Genomic DNA, 17,760 nt, shown 5'->3' with positions numbered 1-17,760 from the left:
CATGAGCACCTTTGCCCCCGATCAGGACGAGACACTCAAGCTGGGTCATGGCGATGCCGTTCTGGCCAAGGCGCCGGCGCGCAAGTTCGCCCTCAGCGACGAGGCGGAGAGAACGCTGTTGTCACCCGGCATCTTCGCCGTGCTGGCGATGGGGCTCGGCGCCTATCTCGGGCGGCTGCGCGATATCGTCAATCCGGCCCCCAATGCCGTAGAGCCGGAAGACCGGCCGGTCCGCCCGCTCGAGGACGGGCTTGCTCCGGCCGATGAAGACCTGCCCGAAAGCGGGATCGATATCGCAGCGTTCTGGCAGGAGATCCAGCGGCGTTACGAAGAGACCGTGGAGCAGATCCAGCCGGCCCGCCGGCACTATTCCTCGATCCGCTTCAACGCCCAGGACTACCTGATGGAGGGCAGCTATGCGGACCGGCCCTTCCAGGGCGTGTCCATCGATGTGGCCGCCAACGGTTTCCGCTTTGCCATCCCGAGCGTCGCCAAGCCCAAGTTCGGCGGCTTTGCCCTGCCGGGTGTGGAGGCCGGGATGTCTTCCGGCAAGGGCGGTGGTGGTGGCGCCGGCAGTGCGGGCGAGGGCGGTGGAGAGGGCTCCGCCGGTGGCGGCAGCCAGCAGCCCGGGGGTGGCACGCCGGGCGGCAACCCGCCTCCGGCCAATCGTGCGCCGCTGTCGCGCGGCCCGGTCTATCTCGGTGCGGGTCTCGTCAATCTGTCGATGCTCCTGATGTGGGCCGACTTTGCCCGTGCGGCCATCGATCCCGACGGTGATCGCCTGTCGATCTCCGCCATCCAGGCAACCTCGGGCCAGATCCGCGCCTATGGCAGCGATGCCTGGATCTATGTTCCCGAACGCGACAGCCAGGGTCTGGTGACCCTGACCTTCACCATCAGCGACGGCAAGGCCTCGATCCAGGGCCAGGCCTTCCTCGATCTCAAGGCCCACCCCGACAAGGAGATCATCGGGACCGAGGGGGACGATGTGCTTCTCGGCACGCCGGGCAAGGACCTGATCGATGCGGGGGCCGGCGACGACACGGTCTATGGACGCGAAGGGGACGACCTGATCCTCGGCGGTTCGGGCGATGACCTCCTGATCGGCGGCGAAGGCCACGATGTCATTCATGGCGGTGCCGGCCACGACCGGATCTTCGGCGGCGACGGCGATGACGTGCTGTTCGGCGAGGCCGGCGACGACCTGCTGTTCGGCGAGGCCGGGCGCGACAGCCTGCTGGGCGGCGAGGGCAATGACGTGCTCTCCGGCGGCGCTGGCGATGACCGGTTGTTCGGCGAAGCCGGCCATGACGTGCTCTCGGGCGATGCCGGCAATGACGTGCTGGATGGCGGTGCCGGCCATGATACGCTCGCCGGCGGCGCGGGTGATGATGTAATGGTCGGAAGTGACGGCGACGACGTCTATGTCGCCGGGCTCCAGCCGGTTCTGCACAGGCGCGGACTGGCCGAAGTCGGTGCGGCCGGCGCGAGTGATCTGGGCGCGGGCGATGCGGGCACAAGCGATGCGGGCGTCAGCGATGGCGACGATGTCGTCCATGGCGGGGACGGCGAAGATACCTATGATGCATCGACCGCGACGATGGCCGTGGACATCGATCTTGCCGCCGGGACGGCCGAGGGCGAGGAGATCGGCTGTGACACGCTGAGCTCGATCGAACATGCCGTGGGCGGTTGGGGAGACGACACGATCACCGCCAGTTCGGCCGTCAACATTTTCTATGGCCAGGGCGGCCATGACACCTTCGTCTTCGGCTCGGTCGCCTCGATCAGCAATCACGGCGCCGGCTTCGACCAGATCCGTGACTTTAATGTCGGCGACAAGGTCGATCTGTCGAAGCTCGAGCAGGAACTCGGCCGGCTCTACTTCGACGATGGCGACACCACGCTCGACCTCGACCAGCACGACCACAAGACGCTCGTCAAACTCTACAAGAAGATGATCGACGACGACGATGCCGGACATCAGGTGCTGCAGCTGGTGACCGATATCGACGGTGATCAGGACTATGAGATCATCATCGTCAGCGCGCATGCTCTCGATGAGGACGATCTGATCCTGACGACCTTCCACCTGCCCGGCCAGACCGAAGGGCTCGTTGCCTAGTTCAAAGGCTCACTCTGTAACTTGCGTAAGGGGGACATGACATGACACAGCGATCCGACAACACCGATACGAAGGTCTCGCTTTCCGGCAAGGGGCTGAAGACCCGCATGTTTGCCGCGACGGGGCTTGCTCTGCTGCTGGCGGCGGGGATCGGCGGGTGGGCGGCCCAGGCCAAGCTTGCCGGCGCCGTGATCTCGCAGGGCGAGCTGGTGGTGACCGGAGAGACCAAGCAGGTCCAGCATGTCGATGGCGGCACCATCGTCGACATCCCGGTCAAGGTCGGCTCGGTCGTCCAGAAGGGCGATGTGGTGCTGCGCCTCGATGACACCCAGGTCGGGATCGAACTCGGCATCGTGCAATCGCAGGTCGGGCAGTTGAAGGCGATGATGGCCCGGCTGGTGGCCGAACGCGATGGTCTCGACGTGCTGTCCTTCGAGGGGCTGGCGCTTGCTCCCGAGGTGATGCGCGAGGAAGCCAAGCTCTTCGACGAGAACCGCTTCATGCGGGCGAACCAGAAGCAGCAGATCGAGATGCAGATCTCGCAGCTGCGCAACCAGATCGACGGCCTGCGCGAACAGGAAAAGGCGAACCTTGCGGAGAACGAGCTGCTTGCCGAGGAACTGGCCATGCAGGAGGGGCTGGTGCAGAAGGGGCTTGCCAAGGCGGCCGAACTGCGGGGCCTGCGCCGTCAGATGGTGCGCATCGAAGGCACGATCGGCGATCTGCTCGCCCGTGTCGCAGAGGCCGAAGGCCAGATCAGCGAGCTCAATGTGCGCCTGATGTCGGTCGACCAGACGAGCCGTACGGAGCTGCAAAAGGAGATCGTCTCGGTCGAGGCGCGGCTGACGGAGCTGGAACAGCGGGCGCTGCAGCTCACCCACCGGCTCGAGCGGACCATCGTGAAAGCACCCGAAAGCGGAACGATCTACGACCTTCAGGCCCATACCGTCGGCGGCGTCGTCGCACCCGGCCAGGTGATCATGGCGATCGTGCCTGCAGACAGCGAACTCACCGTGCATGTGAAGGTCGCGCCCACAGACATCGACCGCATCACCGTCGGCCAGACCGCCCGCATGCGCTTCACCGCCTTCAACCGCCAGACCACGCCCGAAATCGTCGGCGCCGTCGACGTCATCCCTGCCGCAACCGTGATCGACAAGGCAACCAATCTGCCCTTCTACAAAACCAGCGTCGAGTTCACCCCGCAAGACCTCGGCGACCTCGCCGCCAAACTCACCCCCGGCATGCCCGTCGAAGTCTATATCGAAACCGAAGAACGAACTGTCATCTCATTCCTTGCAAAACCATTCACAGACCAAATCATGCGGGCATTCAGAGAGGAGTAAAGGGGAGCAAATCGCCGATGGATCACACGTGCGGGGACCTGTCACTCCGGAGTGAGGCATTTTTCGATCGCGGCTATCTTTAGAATACCAATCTAGTCGTGATTATTGACGGCCGGCTGATTATGACGAAAATGTGTCATTGTCAGCCGGACCAATGACTGGTCCCGTTTCGTAGGAGACTGCCATGTCACATGCGATTGCCAAGATTTTCGGAGAGCCCCGGTGCTGGCGTTCGGCGGAGATGTGCAGGCAGCGGATCGCAATGGCGGCGGCCACGCTCTCGATCGGTTTTCTCGCGTTTCTGGTTGTGGCTCTCTGAACAGATTTCCTCGCCTGACGGCGGCCGAGACTTTGGCTTCTAGCCTTTGCGCGAGGCCGATCCCTTTTCCGCGCTTTTCCGCCATTGCTCGGCATAGGCTGCCAGGCCTTCAATTTCCCCATCGGTCCGAGTCATCGGGACTTCGAGACTGATCCCGGTCAGCAGCGCCGCACCGATGGCGGTGCCTGTCGTTGCTTCCGATGCGTATACGTCCCTTGTCGAAAGGGTGTGCAGAGCCTCGAGGTAGAGCTGGTTGAGCGCAAAGGGACCCTCGACGACAACGGGACCTTCCGCGCCAATGAGATCGAGACAGGTCTGCGTCATCAAGGCAGTATAAAGGCTTGCCGCGGCTTTTCGCTCTGCAGGTTTTTGTGGCTCATTCTGCCATCGGAACTGTGCGTCCGGGAACGGTCCCGTGCCACTCACGACGCTCGGCAGGATCATGGCGCCTGCCATGATCACCTCAGCCGCTGCTTTGCGCTCTTCCTCAGGTGATGTCACCTCGAGATCACGCGTCAGAAGATCCCATTCACGGCCCCCCATGAAACGGGCGGAGGGAACGGCTGCGCCATTGGCGTCCACGTTGACCAAGGTGTCGCGGGCGGGATCGAGCTTCTCCGGCCTTGCACCGACGCCGAAGCTGATCACCCATGTGCCTGTCGAAACGACCGTGCAGGGGCTGCCGAAACCGACGAGATGCGGCAGCAGCGAGGCGTTGGAATCGTGGATGCCGCAAAAGACGGGCACCGGTTCGGCGAGCCCCAAGTCTTTTGCGATCTCAGGTCGGATCGGGCCGAGGGCCTCGAAGGCGGAGCGCAGCGGCGCCATCTTGTCGCGAATTTCCAGCCGGTCAACCAGATCGGAATATTCTCCCTCAAACGGACGCCAGAGATCGGTGTGACAGCCGAGAGAGGTGCGCTCGTTGGCGGCAATTCCGGTTAGCCGGTAGGCCCAGTATTGCGGATAAGTGAGGATCGTCTCCACCTTCGCGAACGCGTCAGGAAAGGCCGTCTTCTGGTAGTGCAGCTGCGCGCCGACATTCAGTCCACCGGTCAGCGGTGGCGAGAAGGTTTCGGAGAAATCCGGCCTCAACGCTCGATAGGCGGTCGTGATGGCATCGGGATAGAGATGTTCGTAGTCGAGGACCGGCAGCGCAAGGTTGCCGTTTGTGTCGAGAAGGGCCGCGGAGGCGCCGTGGGTGGTGATCGAAAGCGCCTCGAACCCCGGATTGGCGGCAAAATCCTTTAGCGTCTGCAGGATGAAGTGCCAAAGGGCCTCAACATCAAAATGCGGGTAGGGCGGCCCCGGCAGGACCGTGTTTGCAGTCTTGCGGACGGCAAGCTCCGCTCCGGTCGCGGCATCGACCAGAACCAACTTGGCATTGGTCTTGCCGATATCGATGACGGCGATGCGTTCGAAGGACTGGCTCATGGCATGTAGAAGACGGGTTTCAGATCGACGGCCCAAGGTGAATTGTCGGGGTTGGTGACCATGATATCCGCCATATGCGCCCACCAGCGTTCCATCACTGGATGGTTAGGCAGGTCAGCCATCTTGTGCGTCTTCGTGCGGGTCAAAACGCCGATCAGCAGGTTCGTCTCCGTATCGAGATGGATCGTGTAGTCGCTAATGCCGGCCTCGTGCAGGAGGTCGACGAGATCAGGCCATATCTCGTCATGGCGCTTCCTGTATTCGGCCTCCATGCCGGGATTGAGCTTCATCTTGAAAACGTGGCGTTCGGTCTCGCTCATTGCGCGTTCCTCGCATGCTTGATCCGGCGGGCGATGATTGGCAGGGCAATGGTGATGATCAAGAGCAGGCCGATGAAGATCGACATGACGATGCCCGGCACGTTGAGAAGGCCAAGACCGAAGGTGACGAGGCCCATGACGAAGGCGGCGATGACGACGCCGACGATGGTGCCCGAACCGCCGAGGATGGAGACGCCGCCGAGCACGACCATGGTGACGACTTCAAGCTCCCAGCCCTGGGCAATGGAAGGACGGGTCGAGCCGAGCCGGGAGGTGAGGCAGACGGCAGCGATCCCGCTCATCAGGCCGGTCAGCAGGAAAAGGATGAACTTCACCCGTTCGACCGGGATGCCCGAGAAGCGGGCTGCCAGGGGATTGTTGCCGATGACATAGACATGGCGGCCGAAATTTGTCCGGTGCAGGAGGATGGCGAAGATGACGGCCATCAGCAGGAACAGGACGAATTCGAAGGAGATGACCCAGAAGACATAGCCCTGGCCGAAGAAGGCGAATTCCGGCGGATATTTGCCGAAGGCCTGATCGCCGAGAACCAGATAGGAGATACCACGGAAAAGGCTCATCGTGCCGATCGTCACGACGATCGAGGGCAACTTCAGGCCGGCAACCAGCAGGCCGTTGAAGGCGCCGCAGGCAAGGCCGGTGGTGATCCCGATCGCGACCAGACCGGGCGCACCGACGCCGAACTGGGCAGCATATCCCATGGCCGTCGAGGCGAGCGCAATGATCGCGGCAACCGAGAGATCGATCTCACCGGCGATGATCAGAAGCGCCATGGCAAAGGCGATCAGCGCCTTTTCGGTGAAGTTGAAGGTGGCGTCCGACAGGTTCCAGGCGTTCAGGAAGTAGGGCGAGGCCAGTGAATTGGCGATGAAGATCGCGACCGCCACGCAGAAGAGGAGGACTTCCCAGCTGCCCAGCAGTCGGCGGAAAGGCGTTTCGAGCCGGTCAGGGATGACGCGTTTCGTCTGTTCGGTCGCAGTGCTCATGCGGTCACCTCCTTTCCGGCTGCGCGGTCGCGCAAGATGATGCGGCCCTTCTTGGCCTCGGCGCGGGCGTTGAAGACAACTGCGAGCACGATGACGATGCCCGAGATCGCCATCTGGGCGAAGGGCGAAATGCCGATGACGGGGAGCGCATTCTTAATGACCCCGAGGAAGAGGGCGCCAAGGACCGTGCCGATCACGGTGCCGATGCCGCCCGCAATCGAGATGCCGCCGATGACGCAGGCCGCCACACTGTCGAGTTCGAAGCCGGCGGCGATATCGACATAGGCGACCGCATAACGCGAGACCCAGAGGTAACCGGAGAGGCCGGCAAGCGCGCCCGAGAGCACGAAGGCTAGGAAACGGGCGCGACCGACATCAATGCCGGCATAGATGGCCGCAACCGGGTTGCCGCCGGCGGCATAGGTCGAGCGACCGAAGGCGGTGCGGGTAAGAATGAAGCCGATGAGCAGGATGACCGCGATCGCGACCCAGGAGAGGATCGGCAGCCCCAGTACCGGCAAGCGCGGCACACCGAGGAAGTCCGGCTGCATCTGGTGTGCATTGACCCAGGCGCCGCCCGAGAGCACGAAGCTCATGCCGCGATAGATGGTCAGCGTGCCGAGGGTGACGACGATCGGCGGGATCTGCAGAGCCCAGACGAGGAAGCCGTTGATTGCGCCAAGGGCGGCCCCAATGCCGATCGAGATGAGAACGAGGAGTGCCAGCGGCAGGCCGGGATAGGCGCTGTCGAGCATCGCGACCGCCATGCCGGTAAAGGCGAGATTGGCGGCAACCGAGAGATCGATCGACTTGGTCAGGATCACGACCATCTGGCCAAGCGCCAGGATGATCAGGATCGAGGTGTCGTTGAAGATCGTGACCAGATTGTCCGGGTTGGCGAAATTGGGCGCGCGTGTGGTGAAGCCTAGGATCATGCCGATGATGATCAGACCCAGCAGCATTTCCCGGTTTTTCAAAAGCTTCTGCATTGTCATTCCTCACGCATTGCCGGTGGCGGCGCGCACCAGCGTCTCTGCGGTCAGGCCTTCGCGCTCGAAAATGCCGGCCTGCAGGCCCTCGCGCATAACCATGACGCGATCCGACATGCCGAGGATCTCGGGCAGTTCAGACGAGATCATGATGATCGAAAGGCCTTCGCTTGCTAGTTCCGAGATGAAGGCGTGGACGGCGGCCTTGGAGCCGATGTCGATGCCCTTGGTCGGTTCGTCGAGAATGATGACCTTGGGCGATGTGGCGAGCCACTTGCCGATCACGACCTTCTGCTGGTTGCCGCCTGAGAGCGTGCCGACCGGCACGGAGAGGGCCGCCGCGCGCAGGTCGAGCCGTTCGGCAAAGCGACGGGCGAGCTTCAGCTCGTTGGTCGCCTTCAGGAAGCCTGCCACCGAGGTGCGGATCAGCGAGGGCAGCGACATGTTCTGGTAGATCGGCAGTTCCAGCGCCAGACCATGGCGACCACGTTCCTCGGGCACATAGACGATGCCGGCTGTGATCGCATCGGAGGTGTTGCGAATGGCGATCTCGCGACCTTCGAGTTCCAGCCTGCCGGATTTCGGCCTGTTAATGCCGAAGATCGACTGGCAGAGCTCTGAGCGGCCGGCACCGATCAGGCCGTATACGCCGAGGATCTCGCCCTTGCGGAGCGTGAAGCTGATATCGCGGAATTCGGTTTCGTGGCTGTAGCCCACGACACTGAGGACCGGTGCACCGATGACGGCCGCGGTCTTCGGGAAGACATCGTGCACGTCGCGTCCGACCATCATACGGACGATTTCGTCCTGGGGCGTGTCCTTGAGAACGCCGGAGCCGACCATGCGACCATCGCGAAAGACGGCATAGTTGTCGGCGATCTCGTAGAGTTCGTCGAACTTGTGGCTGATGAAAAGGATGGCCTTGCCCTGGCGCTTCAGACCTTCGACGATGCGGAAGAGATCGTCGATCTCCTTGCGCGACAAGGCGGCCGTCGGTTCGTCCATGATCACGATACGGGCATCGACGGAGAGTGCACGGGCGATCGCGACCAGATGGCGCTGGGCGATCGAGAAGTCCTTGAGCTTGGTGGTCGGGTCGATGTCGCTTTCCAGCGCTTTCATCAGCTGCCGGGACCGCTCGTTGATGGTGCGCCAGTCGATCAGGCCGAAGCGGGTTCGGGGGGCGTGGCCGAGGAAGATGTTTTCGCCGACGGTCAATTCGTCGAACAGCACCGTTTCCTGGTGGATGGCCGTGACGCCTGCATCGATGGCGTCCTGGGCGTTGGCGAAGCTGGTGGACTGGCCGTCGATCAGGATCTCGCCTTCGTTCGGGCGATAGATGCCGGTCAGGATCTTGACCAGCGTCGACTTGCCGGCGCCGTTCTCGCCGATCAGCGCGGTGACCTTGCCCGGATAAAGGGCAATGTTTACCTGATCCAGAGCTTTAACGCCCGGGAAGATCTGGGAAATGCCCCGCATTTCGAGAATGGGCTCGCCAGCCGGGATCGCGCCCGCCGCGAGCTTGGCAGATTGAACGGTCATCATTTCACTTACCGACTGAAGGAAAATCCCGGCGGCTTTGGCCGCCGGGGCTGGTCCGCCGAGATCAGAAGATCTTGGAAAATTCCTCGATGTTCGAGGCGTCGTAGACGAAGGGGTCAGCCATGGCGGCTTCGCCGTTGTCGCCGACCTTGATCTTGCCCATGCGGCCGGCTTCGATTTCCGAACCCGGGGCCGCGTCCGTCTCGCCCTTTACGATGCGATAGGCGATCTGGGTTGCGGAGTAGCCGAGGTCGATCGGGTTCCAGATGGCAAATTCCTTCGTGGCACCCGACTGGATGGCGCCGGCCATTTCCGAGGGAAGGCCGAGGCCGGTGACATAGACGTCGCCGATCTTGCCGGCATCCTTGACGGCCTGCGAGGCGGCCAGAACGCCGACGGTGGTCGGGGCAACGATGACCTTGACGTTCGGCTGCGAGGTCAGGAGACCATTGGCTTCGCGGTAGCTCTTGTCGGCCAGGTCGTCACCATAAACGGTGGTTACCAGGTTCAGGCCGGGGAAATCCTTCAGCTGTGCCTTCATTTCCTCGATCCAGATGTTCTGGTTGGTCGAGGTGGTGGTGGCGGACAGGATGGCGAAGTCACCCTTGCCATCCGGCAGGTGGTTTGCGGCGAGCTGCAGGCACATCTTGCCGATCAGCGCGTTGGACGACGGGTTGAGGTGCATGATGCGGCCTTCGGGCGCTACGCCGGAATCCCACGAGATGACCTTGATGCCGCGGTCCATGGCCTTCTTGAGAGCCGGGACGACTGCATCCGGATCGTTTGCCGAGATTGCGATGGCATCGACGCCCTGAGCGATCAGCGAGTTGATGACTTCGATCTGGCCTTCGGCCGTGGTCGAGGTCGGGCCGGTGTAGATTACTTCGACGCCGCCGAGTTCCTTGGCTGCTTCCTGCGCGCCCTTGTTGGCAGCTTCAAAGAAGCCGATACCGAGCGATTTCACGACGAGCGCGATCTTTATGTCGGCGGCCTGTGCGGCTGAGCCCATGGTGGCAAGTGCAATCGCTGCACCGGCCAGCAACATTTTTGTCAGTTTCATGTTTTCCTCCCAAGTTGATGAACTGCTTCCCTCTCCCTCCCGGCGCCTCCTCTAGGCGACCGACGAGGTATCCTCCCTTGCCGACGAAGCCATTGGCTTCACGGTTATGAGCTTCACGCCGGCGTCGGTGACCATGGCGGCCGCCTCGTCGGAAATTCCGTCATCGGTGATGATGGTCGAGACCTTGTCGAGCGCGCACAGGATCAGGCTCGAGCGTTTGGCGAACTTGCTGGAGTCGACCATGACGATCAGCTCTTCGGCCTGGCGCACCAGCTTCTGTTCGCTCTGAATGACGAGCGCGTCGGACTCCATCACGCCGAGTGCATTGATGCCCTGCGCGCCGATGAAGATGCGGCGGGCGTAAAAATTGCGGATCGCGTCATTATCGAAGGGCGAAAGGATCAGGCTCTGGTCGCGATAGATCGCGCCGCCGGGAACCGACACCGTGCATTTCGAATGCTTCACCAGGTGCTCGGCGATCGCGAAGGAGTTTGTCATGACCTGCAGGCGGCGGGCCGACATGAAATGCACCATCTGGAAGGTGGTGGTGCCACCATTGATGATGATCGAATCGCCTTCTTCGCAGAGATCGACGGCTGCGCGCGCAATTGCGCGTTTCTTGTCGATGTTGACCGATTCGGAAACGCGGAAGGGGCGCGCGGCGAGATTGCCGAGCTGCGGCGGGTGAACCGCTTCTGCGCCACCACGGACGCGCCTCAGTTTTCCCTGCACGTGAAGAGACGCGATATCGCGGCGGATCGTGGCTTCTGAAGCCTCGGTCAGCTCGGCGATATCCTGCACCGTGATCACAGGCTTTTCCTGGATCGCGCTCAGAATAATGCGATGTCGTTCGCGTTCGTGCATGGGGTCCTCCTGACGGTGATTTATTCGTAATGTTTTTACGCTGTCAATCAGAAACGATCAAAAATAATAATATTGCAGCGCACAATGAAAAGAAATGATCGAAACTGATTGACAATCGCCGGAAGGCTGCGCGATACCTGCGAACAAGAAGGAGATGAGCCGTCGCTGACCGCTCATGAAAATCATTGCAGGGAGGATGTCATGACGGGCCAAACCCGCCTTCTCGAAAACCGTTGGGATGACGCCCACGCGGCCAAGCTGGATGAGCCCGGCAAGCTTCTTTACCGCTCCAATCTCTTGGGCGCTGACAAGCGCATCACCAATTACGGTGGCGGCAACACGTCTGCCAAGGTGATGGAGATCGACCCGCTGACCGGTGAGAAGGTCAAGGTGCTCTGGGTCAAGGGCTCTGGTGGCGACGTCGGGACGATCAAGCTTGATGGCTTTGCGACGCTCTATCAGGAGAAGCTCGACGCGCTGAAGGGCATCTACAAGGGCGTGCATGACGAAGACCGCATGGTCGGCTTCCTGCCGCATTGCACCTTCAACCTGAATCCACGTGCAGCTTCGATCGATACGCCGCTGCATGGTTTCGTGCCGTTCACGCATGTCGATCACATGCATCCGGACGCGATCATCGCGATTGCGGCCTCGAAGAATTCGAAGGAGTTGACTGAGAAGATCTTCGGCTCGGAGATCGGCTGGCTGCCCTGGCGCCGTCCCGGCTTCCAGCTCGGCCTCGACCTCGAAGCCTTCGTGAAGGCCAATCCGACCGCCAAGGGCGTCGTGCTCGAAAGCCATGGCCTGTTCACCTGGGCAAACGACGCCAAGGATTGCTACCTGCTGACGCTCGAGATCATCAACAAGGCGATCGCGTGGTTTGCGAAGGAAACCGAGGGCAAGACGATCTTCGGCGGTGCCGTCGCAAAGAGCCTGCCGGCAGAGGAGCGCCGTGCGATTGCCGCGCGTCTGATGCCCGAGATCCGCGGCCGCATCGGCAAGGCGGAGCGCAAGCTCGGCCACTTCGACGACCAGGAGGCCGTGCTCGAATTCGTCAATTCGAAGAACCTGCAGCCGCTGGGCAGCCTCGGTACGTCCTGCCCCGACCACTTCCTGCGTACCAAGATCCGCCCGTTGATCGTCGATTTCGATCCGGCAAAGCCGGATGTCGATGCGGTTCTTGCTGGTCTGGACACGGCGCTCGCAGCCTATCGCGCCGACTACACCCGCTACTACGAGACCTGCAAGCACGACAATTCGCCTGCGATCCGCGATCCGAACCCGGTGATCTTCCTGGTTCCGGGTGTGGGCATGCTGTCCTTTGCCAAGGACAAGGCAACCGCCCGCATTGCCGGTGAGTTCTATGTGAACGCGATCAACGTCATGCGTGGCGCCTCGACGGTGTCCGAGTATCAGGGTCTGCCGGAGCAGGAAGCCTTCGATATCGAATACTGGCTGCTCGAAGAGGCGAAGCTCCAGCGCATGCCGAAGCCGAAGAGCCTGGCCGGTCGCGTTGCCTTCGTCACCGGTGGTGCCGGCGGCATTGGCCGGGCAACCGCCGACCGGCTGATGGCGGAAGGTGCCTGCGTGGTGCTGGCGGACATCGACGCAGCGGCGCTCGAACAGACCGTCGGCGATTTCTCGAAGCGCCACGGTGCGGATGTGGTCCGCTCCATGCAGCTCGATGTGACGCGCGAGGATGCGGTTATTCGTTCCTTCGCCGAAGCCTGTGTGGAATTCGGTGGTGTCGACATTCTCGTTTCGAATGCCGGGATCGCCTCGTCGGCTCCGGTCGAAGACACGACGCTTGCGACGTGGGACAAGAATATCAGCATCCTGGCAACCGGCTATTTCCTGGTGTCCCGCGAGGCTTTCCGGCTGTTCCGGCGGCAGGGGCTTGGCGGCAACGTCGTCTTCGTTGCTTCGAAGAACGGGCTTGCCTCTTCGCCGAATGCCTCCGCCTATTGCACGGCCAAGGCGGCCGAGATCCATCTCGCGCGCTGCCTGGCACTCGAAGGCGCAGATGCCGGCATCCGGGTGAACACGGTCAATCCGGATGCGGTGCTGCGCGGCTCGAAGATCTGGAATGGCGAGTGGCGCGAGCAGCGCGCTGCTTCGTCGAAGATCGAGGTCGATGATCTCGAGGAGCACTACCGGAAGCGCTCGATGCTGAAGCTCAATGTCTTCCCGGAAGACATTGCAGAGGCGATCTATTTCCTCGCCTCTGACCTTTCGGCAAAATCGACCGGCAACATCATCAATGTCGATGCCGGCAACGCGCAGAGCTTCACGCGCTGATCCCCCGAAGCGCTCGCGGCGCGAATGCCGCGGACAGCTTACTTGCGGATGATGACCCAGATGGCGTGGATGATGCCGGGGATATAGCCGAACAGGGTCAGCAGGATGTTCAGCCAGAAATGCAGGCCGATGCCGACCTGGAGGAAGACGCCCAGGGGCGGCAGGAGGATGGCAAGCAGAATGCGAAGGACGTCCATAGTGGCTCCGTTTGTCGTTTCAGATTGCAGATAAACGCGCTTCGGTAACAATCGTTCGCGCGAGGTGGAGGAAAGAATGACCGAGATGCGAATTGCCGCCGAAATCGTCGCGGCGGAGAATGACAAGCGCGAAGCAGCCCATCGCAGCGACTATCAGGCGCTGGGTGAAAAGCTGGCCCGCAGCTCGATCGACATCGACAAGGTGACCGCGAAGGTCGCCGACTTCTTCGTCGCCGTTCCCTCCTGGGGGGTCGGCACGGGTGGCACGCGCTTTGCTCGCTTCCCCGGACTTGGCGAGCCGCGGCATATCTTCGACAAGCTTGATGACTGCGGCGTCATCCAGCAATTGACCCGCGCTACGCCGACAGTCTCGCTGCATATCCCCTGGGACAAGGCCGACCCGAAGGAGCTGAAGGCCAAGGCCGATGCACTCGGGCTCGGCTTCGATGCGATGAACTCGAACACCTTTTCGGATGGTTCCGATCAGGCGCATTCCTACAAGTTCGGTTCGCTCAGCCATGTGGACGCCGGGACGCGTCGTCAGGCGGTCGAGCATAACCTGGAATGCATCGAGATCGGACGCACCCTCGGCTCCAAGGCGCTGACGGTGTGGATCGGTGACGGATCCAACTTCCCGGGGCAAAGCAATTTCACCCGCCAGTTCGAGCGTTACCTTGATGCGATGCGCGACATCTACAAGGCGCTGCCGGACGACTGGCGACTGTTATCCGAACACAAGATGTACGAACCCGCCTTCTATTCTACGGTCGTTCAAGACTGGGGCACGAACTACCTGATCGCGCAGACGCTGGGTGAAAAGGCCCATTGCCTGGTCGACCTCGGGCATCATGCGCCGAACACCAATATCGAGATGATCGTCGCGCGGCTTATCCAGTTCGGCAAGCTCGGTGGTTTCCACTTCAACGACTCGAAGTATGGGGACGACGATCTGGATGCCGGTTCGGTCGAACCCTACCGCCTCTTCCTCGTCTTCAACGAACTCGTTGATGCCGAGCATCGCGGTGTGAAGGGTTTCCATCCGGCGCATATGATTGACCAGAGCCACAATGTGACCGATCCGATCGAAAGCCTGATCTCCAGCGCCAACGAGATTCGCCGCGCCTATGCGCAGGCGCTTCTGGTGGATCGTGCAGCGCTCGAAGGCTATCAGGAGGGCAATGACGCGCTGATGGCGACGGAAACGCTGAAGCGGGCCTATCGCACCGATGTTGAGCCGATCCTGGCGGAGGCGCGTCGGCTGGCCGGTGGCGCGATCGATCCTGTCGCTACCTATCGTGCGAGCGGTTACCGGGCCCGGGTTGCGGCCGAGCGTCCGGCGGTGAAGGGCGGCTCCGGCGGGATCGTCTAAGATGGATCTCATTCTCATCTCGTGAAAACGCCCGGGCAGAACCCGGGCGTTTCCTGTTTCAGCGTTCTCCCGACGCGGTTTTCTCTTATTCTTCGCGCTGACCCGTCAGGCTCAGCAGCAGCTGGAACAGGTTGACGAAGTTGAGGTAGAGCGACAGCGCACCGAAGACGGCGAGCTTCTGCTGGCTCTCCTGGTCGTAGTTTTCGGCATACTGCTCCTTGATGTTCTGCGTATCCCAGGCGGTGAGGCCGACGAAGACGAAGACACCGATGACCGAGATCGCGAACTGCAGGGCGCTCGAGCCCAAGAAGATGTTGACGATCGAGGCGATGATCACACCGATCAGACCCATCATCAGGAACGAGCCGAACTGCGACAGGTCACGCTTGGTCGTGTAACCATAAAGGCTCATGGCGCCGAACATCGTCGCGGTGATGAAGAAGGTGCGGGCGATGGACGTTCCGGTGAAGACCAGGAACACCGAGGCCAGCGACAGCCCCATCACGGCAGCAAAAGCCCAGAAGGCCATCTGCGCGGTGGCAGCCGACATCGCGTGGATGCGGAACGAGAAGAAGAACACGAAGGCGAGCGGGGCCAGCATCACGACCCACTTCAGCGGAGTGGAGAAAATCGGCACGTAAAGCGCCGGCGTCTGGCTGACCACGAAGGCAACGATACCGGTGATGACCAGTCCGAGGCCCATGTAGTTGTAGACGCGCAGCATATGCTTGCGCAGACCTTCGTCGAAGAGAGCTGCGGACTGGGCCTGGGCGCCGTAGCCGAAGCGGTTCTGAATGGGATCCATAGTCGATTACCTCCTTGGATGGATCAATAAAGGGTGCGGGCAAGCCTGCGGGCCTCTTCGGCCAGCTTGTCCGCGTTTTCGGTTTCGGAGATCAGCGCGTAGGCAACCTCGCCGATCTGCCAATAGGCTGCGTTGGTCTGGCCCTCCTGCTTCAGCAGCACCTGCTGAACAGCAAAATTGCCAGGCCGGACGGCAAAGAGGGACAGCCTCTCGCCGGATTGCGGTTCGACCTCGAGCTCGACGCTCGGACCATAGGTCGAGGGGAAAACCTGGGCGTCACGAACCGCCCATTCGCTCGGCATCGTGGGCAGCACGATTGCCGTTGCGGATCGGATCTCTGCCGGATCGAAGTTGTTCGTCACCGTCTGCGAGCTCATCTGCTCGCGCAGTTCCGCCGTCTGATGCGCGCGGATGGCTTCTTCGACGAATTGCGGTGGCGGCACGGAGGCCACGACTTCGCCGATGCTGCCGGGAGAAATCCAGCCATGGGCAATCCAGCCGGCGCCGACGAGAAGCACAACCGCTGCCGCGCGCCGCATCACATCGATGGTGCGGGGACGGTTGAAGGCGCTTTCGAGTGTCCGTGCCGCATCGCGCGTTTCCTGGCGCACGACCGACGGCATGCCGGCGAGAGCCAGCCGCAACTCGTCGCGGACCCGCAGGTCGGCCATCACCTTGGCGGCGACCGTGGGGTTTTCCGACAGGTAAGCCTCGACCTCGATACGGCGGCCGACGTCCAGCTGGTCGTCGACATAGGCGTGCAGGTCGGCCTCGATTACAGGATCATGGCTGGTCATCGGGGTTTCCTCCAACGATTCTGAGGTGGGGCACGGCGCTCGTCTCCTCGCCGCCTTCCATCGCCCTCAACCGGGCGCGGGCGCGGGAGACGCGAGACATCAATGTGCCCACGGGAATGTTCAGGACATCGGCGGCCTCCTGGTAGGAGAGCTCCTCGATGGCCACGAGATGAAGGGCTTCGCGCTGGTCTTCCGGCAGAGCGAGAAACGCGTCCCGCACCTGGGCGAGCCGGACGGAATGTTCCTGTCCAGCCGGCGCCACGGCATCGGCCAGATCGGCCACCGCATCATGACGGCGATGGGCGGCCCGGTCGCGGCGAAGCCGGTCGATATGGGTATTGTGCAGGATCGACATCAGCCAGTTGCGCATGCTGCCGCCGCTTCTGAAGCTCGACCGTCGCTCGAGCGCGCGCACCAGCGCATCGTGAACGAGGTCCTCGGCTTCATCAGGGTTTCTGACGAGCGAACGGGCATAGCGTCGCAAGGCTGCGAGCTGGCCAATCACATTGAACGGGTTCGAGTTCGTCGTCATGCCCCAGTATACGGAGCCGGTGGCAGGCTTATTCCACCAGACGCGAAAAATTCTTCAGCTGCCTGCAAGTGTGCCGATACCCCAGGCTGCGGCATAGACAAGGCCGCCCGTTGCGCCGAGCGCGAAGACACCCATGGCCACGCCGAGAATAGCGACGAGCCCGTCCCGTTCCATCAAACCGAGGGCGATCATCACCAGAGCCGCGACGGGGAGCATGTTGCCAAAGGGAATGGGGAGCGCCACGGCGATGGCGAGCAGCAGCACGGGGATGCCGAGGAATGCCTGTGCCCTCGGTCCCGCGAACCGACGCATGCGGTTCTTTCGCAGCAGAGTTTCCACGCGGGCCACGAGAGGTGCTGTGTAGCGGACCATCAGGTCGATCGTGCCGCCTGAAACCTGGCGCCGCCCAAGAAAGGACGGCAGCCAGATGCGACGGAAGCCAGCAATGATCTGGAGGGAGACGATGGCCAGACAGGTTCCGAAGACCATGCCGAAGGGGCCGGGGATCGGGGTCAGCGCAGGCAGCGAGAGAATGAGAATGGCGAAAGCGATGCTGCTGCGGCCCATGGCAGACATCAATCCGTCCAGGGTAACGGAGCCCGCCTCCAGGGCTTGGGCTCGAAGGCGCGCCAGCCGTCTGGACGCCACGCCGCCTTCCATGGCGGGATCAACCTGCGGCGCGGCGTTGGTCATTCGTCGGGTCTCCTATCTAAGCAAAGATGTAGGAGCCCGAAGATGGCGCACAAGAATTCTCTCTCG

16 protein-coding genes are annotated in these 17,760 nt (G+C 62.1%); 4 read left to right on the top strand and 12 right to left on the bottom strand.

The features are described from left to right. Position 1 precedes the first annotated feature (1 nt). Together FAA86_RS15260 and FAA86_RS15255 are read left to right on the top strand one after the other, a co-directional pair. Positions 2-2,125: a cadherin-like domain-containing protein gene (locus FAA86_RS15260; protein WP_136541952.1), complete on the top strand. Its 2,124-nt coding sequence runs from the start codon at positions 2-4 to the stop codon at positions 2,123-2,125. A 41-nt stretch (positions 2,126-2,166) separates the two neighbouring features. Beyond that, positions 2,167-3,471 carry an HlyD family type I secretion periplasmic adaptor subunit gene (locus FAA86_RS15255; protein WP_136541950.1) on the top strand — a complete coding sequence of 435 codons (1,305 nt, stop codon included), beginning with the start codon at positions 2,167-2,169 and terminating at the stop codon, positions 3,469-3,471. Positions 3,472-3,829: 358 nt separating this feature from the next. On the opposite strand, the gene FAA86_RS15250 is transcribed toward FAA86_RS15255, so the two are convergent. The 7 genes from FAA86_RS15250 to FAA86_RS15220 form a co-directional block, all read right to left on the bottom strand. After that, on the bottom strand, positions 3,830-5,221 hold the full coding sequence (locus tag FAA86_RS15250; RefSeq protein WP_136541948.1) for an FGGY-family carbohydrate kinase: 1,392 nt from the start codon (positions 5,219-5,221) through the stop codon (positions 3,830-3,832). Continuing rightward, positions 5,218-5,541: an L-rhamnose mutarotase gene (gene rhaM, locus FAA86_RS15245; protein WP_136541946.1), complete on the bottom strand. Its 324-nt coding sequence runs from the start codon at positions 5,539-5,541 to the stop codon at positions 5,218-5,220. Before rhaM ends, FAA86_RS15250 begins: the two co-directional genes overlap by 4 nt. Next, positions 5,538-6,548: an ABC transporter permease gene (locus FAA86_RS15240; RefSeq protein ID WP_136541944.1), complete on the bottom strand. Its 1,011-nt coding sequence runs from the start codon at positions 6,546-6,548 to the stop codon at positions 5,538-5,540. Before FAA86_RS15240 ends, rhaM begins: the two co-directional genes overlap by 4 nt. Next, complete coding sequence (locus tag FAA86_RS15235; protein ID WP_136541942.1) at positions 6,545-7,537, bottom strand: ABC transporter permease; 993 nt, start codon at positions 7,535-7,537, stop codon at positions 6,545-6,547. The genes FAA86_RS15240 and FAA86_RS15235 overlap by 4 nt, the downstream gene beginning before the upstream one ends. 9 nt (positions 7,538-7,546) lie before the next feature. Further along, a complete protein-coding gene (locus FAA86_RS15230; RefSeq protein ID WP_136541940.1) occupies positions 7,547-9,082 on the bottom strand; it encodes a sugar ABC transporter ATP-binding protein in 1,536 nt (511 codons plus the stop codon). Positions 9,083-9,143: 61 nt separating this feature from the next. Then, a complete protein-coding gene (rhaS, locus tag FAA86_RS15225; RefSeq protein WP_136541938.1) occupies positions 9,144-10,139 on the bottom strand; it encodes a rhamnose ABC transporter substrate-binding protein in 996 nt (331 codons plus the stop codon). A 51-nt stretch (positions 10,140-10,190) separates the two neighbouring features. Continuing rightward, positions 10,191-11,003: a DeoR/GlpR family DNA-binding transcription regulator gene (locus tag FAA86_RS15220; RefSeq protein ID WP_136541936.1), complete on the bottom strand. Its 813-nt coding sequence runs from the start codon at positions 11,001-11,003 to the stop codon at positions 10,191-10,193. A 201-nt stretch (positions 11,004-11,204) separates the two neighbouring features. On the opposite strand from FAA86_RS15220, the gene FAA86_RS15215 reads away from it, so the two are divergent. After that, positions 11,205-13,301: a bifunctional rhamnulose-1-phosphate aldolase/short-chain dehydrogenase gene (locus FAA86_RS15215; protein ID WP_136541934.1), complete on the top strand. Its 2,097-nt coding sequence runs from the start codon at positions 11,205-11,207 to the stop codon at positions 13,299-13,301. Between the two features lie 38 nt (positions 13,302-13,339). Here the strand turns inward: FAA86_RS15215 and FAA86_RS15210 are convergent, their stop codons facing one another. Then, complete coding sequence (locus tag FAA86_RS15210) at positions 13,340-13,498, bottom strand: YqaE/Pmp3 family membrane protein (protein WP_006728180.1); 159 nt, start codon at positions 13,496-13,498, stop codon at positions 13,340-13,342. A 76-nt stretch (positions 13,499-13,574) separates the two neighbouring features. On the opposite strand from FAA86_RS15210, the gene rhaI reads away from it, so the two are divergent. Then, on the top strand, positions 13,575-14,867 hold the full coding sequence (gene rhaI / locus FAA86_RS15205; RefSeq protein ID WP_136541932.1) for an L-rhamnose catabolism isomerase: 1,293 nt from the start codon (positions 13,575-13,577) through the stop codon (positions 14,865-14,867). Between the two features lie 85 nt (positions 14,868-14,952). Here the strand turns inward: rhaI and FAA86_RS15200 are convergent, their stop codons facing one another. The 4 genes from FAA86_RS15200 to FAA86_RS15185 are packed head-to-tail and all read right to left on the bottom strand — an operon-like array spanning position 14,953 to position 17,694. Then, on the bottom strand, positions 14,953-15,672 hold the full coding sequence (locus FAA86_RS15200) for a Bax inhibitor-1/YccA family protein (protein WP_113460979.1): 720 nt from the start codon (positions 15,670-15,672) through the stop codon (positions 14,953-14,955). 23 nt (positions 15,673-15,695) lie between these two features. Next, positions 15,696-16,469, bottom strand: a complete 774-nt coding sequence (locus FAA86_RS15195; RefSeq protein ID WP_136541930.1) for an anti-sigma factor family protein — start codon at positions 16,467-16,469, stop codon at positions 15,696-15,698. Beyond that, a complete protein-coding gene (locus FAA86_RS15190) occupies positions 16,456-17,001 on the bottom strand; it encodes a sigma-70 family RNA polymerase sigma factor (RefSeq protein ID WP_136541928.1) in 546 nt (181 codons plus the stop codon). Before FAA86_RS15190 ends, FAA86_RS15195 begins: the two co-directional genes overlap by 14 nt. A 54-nt stretch (positions 17,002-17,055) precedes the next feature. Beyond that, a complete protein-coding gene (locus FAA86_RS15185) occupies positions 17,056-17,694 on the bottom strand; it encodes an exopolysaccharide biosynthesis protein (protein WP_136541926.1) in 639 nt (212 codons plus the stop codon). Positions 17,695-17,760: the final 66 nt, after the last annotated feature.

The sequence above is a fragment of the Rhizobium rosettiformans W3 genome, from assembly GCF_004912135.1.
Taxonomy (GTDB): Bacteria; Pseudomonadota; Alphaproteobacteria; order Rhizobiales; family Rhizobiaceae; genus Allorhizobium; species Allorhizobium rosettiformans.
The sequence above is the reverse complement of the archived record's forward strand: the minus strand, read 5'-3'. Positions and strand labels throughout refer to the sequence as shown.